3 protein-coding genes and 1 pseudogene are annotated in these 5361 nt (G+C 47.5%); all 4 read left to right on the top strand.

Translation table 11 applies throughout. The annotated features are described in order from the left end of the window. Positions 1–200: pseudogene (locus IM479_RS15255) on the top strand (IS5/IS1182 family transposase); the annotation flags it as partial. Positions 201–390: 190 nt separating this feature from the next. Beyond that, positions 391–1779, top strand: a complete 1389-nt coding sequence (locus IM479_RS15250) for a cation:proton antiporter (protein ID WP_287684581.1) — start codon at positions 391–393, stop codon at positions 1777–1779. A gap of 410 nt (positions 1780–2189) precedes the next feature. Beyond that, positions 2190–4088: an N-acetylmuramoyl-L-alanine amidase gene (locus tag IM479_RS15245; RefSeq protein WP_287684580.1), complete on the top strand. Its 1899-nt coding sequence runs from the start codon at positions 2190–2192 to the stop codon at positions 4086–4088. A gap of 97 nt (positions 4089–4185) precedes the next feature. Then, complete coding sequence (murI, locus tag IM479_RS15240) at positions 4186–5037, top strand: glutamate racemase (protein WP_287077402.1); 852 nt, start codon at positions 4186–4188, stop codon at positions 5035–5037. Positions 5038–5361: the final 324 nt, after the last annotated feature.

Below are 5361 nucleotides of genomic sequence, written 5' to 3'. Positions count from 1 at the left end.
TGGCTAAACTTCCTCATACTTCCTTTTCAGCGATTGCTATTACTTTTTTAGTCATGAATCTTTCTAACCTGTTGAGGCAGGTTTTTTGGGCTTTTTTATGTCTGAAATGGAAAAACAGCACTTTTTCTCGGTCAATGATTACGATAAGTTATAACTTAGGGATTAATCAACAACTAAAGCTTATGCTTGTAGCTAAGTGAAATCATTGATTAAGAGACCTGTGCTTTTCAATAACTTTTTGCCGCAAACCCTATTTACACTCTGTAGTTTATTCTCTTTTTTTATGAAACCACCCTAGTCGTAGAAGCTGGACAAAGGGCAAACTTTGATCAGGGATGACTGAATGGGCCGCAAGCTTGTTAGAGTATTGAGAGTAATTTTGAGCGAGCGATGATACTACAGCCTTTCCTTTCTTCCGCTTGGAGTTTTAACATTCCCCTGTTAGCCGCAGCAGCTACAGCCGAAACTGCCGATAGTGCCTTAGTTTTAGCCTGCGTGCTGCTGAGTTTGACCGTTATTTATTTCGCCTGTAAACTGGGGGGAGAAATATGCGTCCGATTGAACTTGCCTCCCGTGTTAGGAGAATTAGTCGGTGGCGTGATTATCGGGGTTTCTGCCCTAAAATTACTGGTTTTTCCGGAAGGAGGAGCGGGATTCGAGGATTCTCTCCTAATTCACTTCCTACAATCCACTTCCCCCCTCACCCCGGAGCAATCTCCCGCCGTTTTTAGTGCTGCCAGTGAGGTGATTTCCGTCCTCTCGGAATTGGGGGTAATTATCCTACTGTTCGAGATCGGTTTAGAGTCAGACTTGCAGGAATTAATTCGCGTCGGTCCGCAGGCAGCCGTCGTCGCAGTGGTGGGAGTTGCGGTTCCCTTTTTGGTGGGTACTTTGGGTTTAATCTATATCTTTCATCTGGCCACCATTCCCGCTATTTTTGCCGGGGCAGCTTTAACCGCTACCAGTATCGGCATTACCGCCAAGGTTTTAGCAGAAATAGGGCAGTTATCGGCCAAAGAAGGTCAAATTATCATCGGGGCAGCGGTTCTCGATGATATTCTCGGTATTATCATCCTCGCTGTCGTTGCTTCTTTGGTGAAGACCGGAGAAGTGCAGATTAGCAAAGTAATTTATCTAGTTATTAGTTCCAGCGCTTTTGTGGTGGGGGCGATCCTGATCGGTCGTTTTTTAAGCCCCTTTTACGTTCAATTAGTTAATAGCATGAAAACTAGGGGACAATTGCTCTTAGTTTCCCTGATTTTCGCCTTTATTCTTGCCTATATTGCCCAAGTTATCCAACTAGAAGCGATTCTCGGTTCCTTTGCCGCGGGCCTGGTCCTAGGGGAAACGGAAAAGCGCTCGGAATTGGCAGAACAAGTGTTCCCGATCGCCGATTTATTTGTACCGATATTTTTCGTCTGTGTGGGGGCAAAAACCGATTTAAGTGTCCTTAATCCCGCTATTCCCACCAATCGAGAAGGATTAGTCTTGGCCGCTTTCCTAATTGTCGTCGCTATTTTTGGTAAAGTGGTGACGGGGTTAGCAGTTTTCAGTCAGGAAAAACTCAATCGCTTGGCGATCGGAGTTGGCATGATTCCCCGGGGTGAAGTGGGTTTAGTCTTTGCCGGAGTCGGGGCTGCTAGTGGCGCTTTATCCCCCGCTGCCGATGCGGCCATTATTATGATGGTGATCTTGACTACCTTTATCGCTCCGCCCCTGTTAAGGTTAGTATTTAAAGAACCTACCGCCAGCCCTCAATCAGTGAGCAGTGAGCAGTGAGCAGTTACCAGTGGCAGTGTATAAGTTACCAGTATTTAAGTGGCACTAACAGTGCCGTCTTTTCATTGATAACAAGGGCCGAATCTAAATCCTAATTTGTTAAGCTAAAAGCTTTGATGTACTTAGTTTCTAACCTTATTTTTAGGTAGGAGAATTGCCAGATTCTTTTTTGGAGCCTCTTGCCTATTGCCTTCAGAAGCTGATAACTGATAACTGATAACTGATCCCTGATAACTGATCCCTGATAACTGATCAGAAACATAGCAGACTGTTCCAACGTCCCATAAGCTTGTTTTTATTGATAGTCATTCTCAGAGCATTAACGGAGCTATGGATGGCCAAAAATCGACAAAATTGTCCATTTTTACCGAAAAAAGGTAATTGATAACTGAGCAACGGGAGCATCGAGCGTGAGATTTCATTGGTTATTCCTAAGCGCATTAACTTGGTTGCTGGTGGCGGCCCCTGCTTGGGCAGGCAAGCTCGTCTTTTGGCGATTCGACACCAATGAGAATCGTCTGGTGTTCACCACCGACAATCGAGTGCAACCGCGAGCGCAAATGATCACTAACCCCACCAGGATCGTGATCGATCTGCCCGGGATCAAGTTAGGGCAACCCAATATTAACCGGCCCATTGGCAATATCGTCAGAAGTGTCCGTATTGGTCAATTTGATGCGGAAACTACCCGTTTAGTGATTGAATTGGCCCCAGGCTACACCTTTGATCCTCAACAGGTAAAAATTCGCGGAATTTCGCCCACCCAATGGACAGTGGAATTGCCAGAACCCCAACCGATTAGGGAGGAAACGCAACCACCCGTCACCCCTGACCCCACACCTCCCCCCGATCGCGGTTCCACCCGTCCCACTCCCCCACCTCCAGTTAGCCAGACGGACAACAACGATGATTTTCAGGTAACTCGCAATGGTCTTTTTGTCCGTTTAGAGCAAAATGGTGATGAGCGATCGATCCGCAGTCAACGCAGCCGGGACGGCAAAAAAATCGAATTTGAATTACCCGGGGCCACTTTACCCAGCAGTCTCACCGGTCAAACTATCCCCGTCAATCGCTATGGGGTCGGTGATATTCAATTCAGTCAGACTGCCAATCAACGGGCCAAGATTTCCCTGAGCGTTAATAAGGATAGTCCCGATTGGCAAGCTCTCTATAGTCGTTTTGGTGGTTTGGTTTTACTGCCTAGGGGCGGTCTGGGTTCCGTGGATAATATCTCCTCACCTCCCCCGACTCAGGCCACCAATCCCACTCCCCGTCCCAATAATCCCCCGGCGAAAACTGCCAATAATCCCCCTTCTAGCAGTCGTTTGGCCACCATCTCCTCGATCGATCTGACGGGCAATAACGATCGCCTCTTAATTCGCGCGGATTTACCCCTGAAAGCTAACGGCAGTGTTAACCGGGATGGTGTCTATGAACTACGCATCGAAAATGCTAAGTTAGCCGAGTCTTTCCGCGGTCCGCGCTTCGGCCGCCATAGTCCCATCTATCAATTGCGGGTACGTCAGGAAAGTGCCAATAAGGTGCTGATTTTGGTACAGACGGCCGCGGGTTTTCAACTGGGACAATTAACTCAAACGGGCAATCAAACCCTAGCCCTAGAATTGCTTTCCTCCCCCAATTCTAGCCCCGTTTCTCAGGTTCCTGACTCCACCACTATACCTGTCCCTTTACCCCCAAATACGGGGCAATTTAACCCACCTCCGCGCCCCTCTAACCCCACTCCTAATCCCCCCCGACAAGGCAATAGCCGCTTTCTAGTGGTGATCGATCCGGGCCACGGGGGTAAGGATCCGGGGGCGATCGGAATTGGTGGCCTTCAGGAAAAAAACGTAATTCTGCCCATTTCCCTAGAAGTTACCCGCATCCTGCAACAACAGGGCATCGATGTGCGTCTAACTAGAGATAGCGACTTTTTTGTCACCCTGCAAGGTCGCACGGATCTGGCTAACCAGATCGATGCCGATCTATTTGTCAGTATCCACGCTAACTCTATGGGGAAAGCACGACCGGATGTCAATGGCATAGAGGTTTATTACTTCGGTGATCGCCGTTTATCGGATACCATCCACCGCAATATTGTCCGCAGTGTCGATATGCGCGATCGGGGGGTGCGTCGGGCGCGTTTCTATGTGCTGAGAACCTCGAAAATGCCCTCTACCCTCGTGGAAGTGGGTTTCGTTACCGGCGCTGAGGATGCTGCTAAATTAGCCAATGCCAACTTTCAACGACAAATGGCGGCGGCGATCGCAAGGGGTATTATTGAATATATTCAACGAAATCTCCGTTAATGATTAAATGATTGGAGCATTAGTTTACCAATCAAAAAATCCGTGTTTTAATATCATCAAATAAAGCTACTTTAGATCAGCGTTTTCCTCGATATCTATGAGAGAATCACAACTTAGTCCGATTGGTGTGTTTGATAGTGGCGTGGGTGGACTGACCGTTTTAAGGGAGTTGTATCGACAACTGCCCCAAGAATCGATTCTCTATTTCGCTGATACCGCTAGACTTCCCTACGGAACCCGTTCTAAAGGGGAAATTATCGAATTTGTCCGGGAAATTCTCACTTGGATGAGCGAGCACCGGGTGAAAATGGTGATTATGGCCTGTAATACCAGTTCCGCCTTGGCTTTAGAAGAAGTACAGGCCGAATTTAAAGATTTACCAATTTTGGGGGTAATTTTACCCGGGGCAAAAACTGCCGTGCAAAAAGGAAAGCGCATTGGGGTGATTTCTACTCCCGCTACGGCTAAAAGTAATGCCTATAAACAAGCGATTCAAGAAATCGATCCTACTGCCCAAGTTTGGCAAATTCCCTGTCCTGAATTTGTCCCTTTGATCGAGGCTAACCGCATTTTTGACCCCTACACCACGCAGGTGGCTAGGGAATATCTTCAGCCTTTACTAGCAGAAAATATTGATACTCTGGTCTATGGTTGTACCCATTATCGCCATCTTTCCCCGGTTTTACGTCGTCTTTTACCTAGTTCCGTGCGGTTGGTAGATCCCGCCGCTTCCGTTGTCCGAGCGGCGGAAAAAGAACTAGAATTATTAGGTCTAAAAAATCCCGAAACACCCCTACCTACCAACTTCGCAGTTAGCGGTGATCCTGACACTTTTGCTCGTTTATCTCGTCAATGGCTCGGTTTTTCTCCCCGGGTAGAAAAGGTTTATCTGCAATGTCGGGTGAAGACCCTCGGTTTTACCGATGGGATGAAACAAAGGCCAGTATAGAACAGCGAACCACAGCTAAAAATAAGTGTCTAGTCTCAAGAGCGAAATCTCGAATGACTTCTGACATTGTTAATGGCATTCTAGTTGCGTATTCCGAAGTGCGCTTGCTCTTCTTTTGGGGTCATTAGCCTTGGCAGTCTTTTTTCCTTTAAAGGTCTGGAAGTACTCACGAAAAATAGCTACCATTTGACATCCTCGCCGCCGTAAAACGGACGGCGATTCCTCACCACGCCACTTTTTTAGGGTGGTCGCGTCAACGGGGTTGACGCAGATAGCGAAAAACGCTTAATTGCTTAAGTCTGACACTTTCGACCCGTCCGTTTT

Origin of the sequence: Microcystis sp. M165S2, assembly GCF_020245885.1 — a bacterium.
In the GTDB taxonomy this organism is placed as follows: Bacteria; Cyanobacteriota; Cyanobacteriia; order Cyanobacteriales; family Microcystaceae; genus Microcystis.
This window is presented reverse-complemented; position numbering and strand designations above follow the sequence as displayed.

What these genes read in the sequence shown, in the direction of transcription:
- IM479_RS15250 (WP_287684581.1), top strand. Translation starts at nt 391, where the DNA reads ATGATACTACAGCCTTTCCTTTCTTCCGCTTGGAGTTTTAACATTCCC.
- murI (WP_287077402.1), top strand. Translation starts at nt 4,186, where the DNA reads ATGAGAGAATCACAACTTAGTCCGATTGGTGTGTTTGATAGTGGCGTG.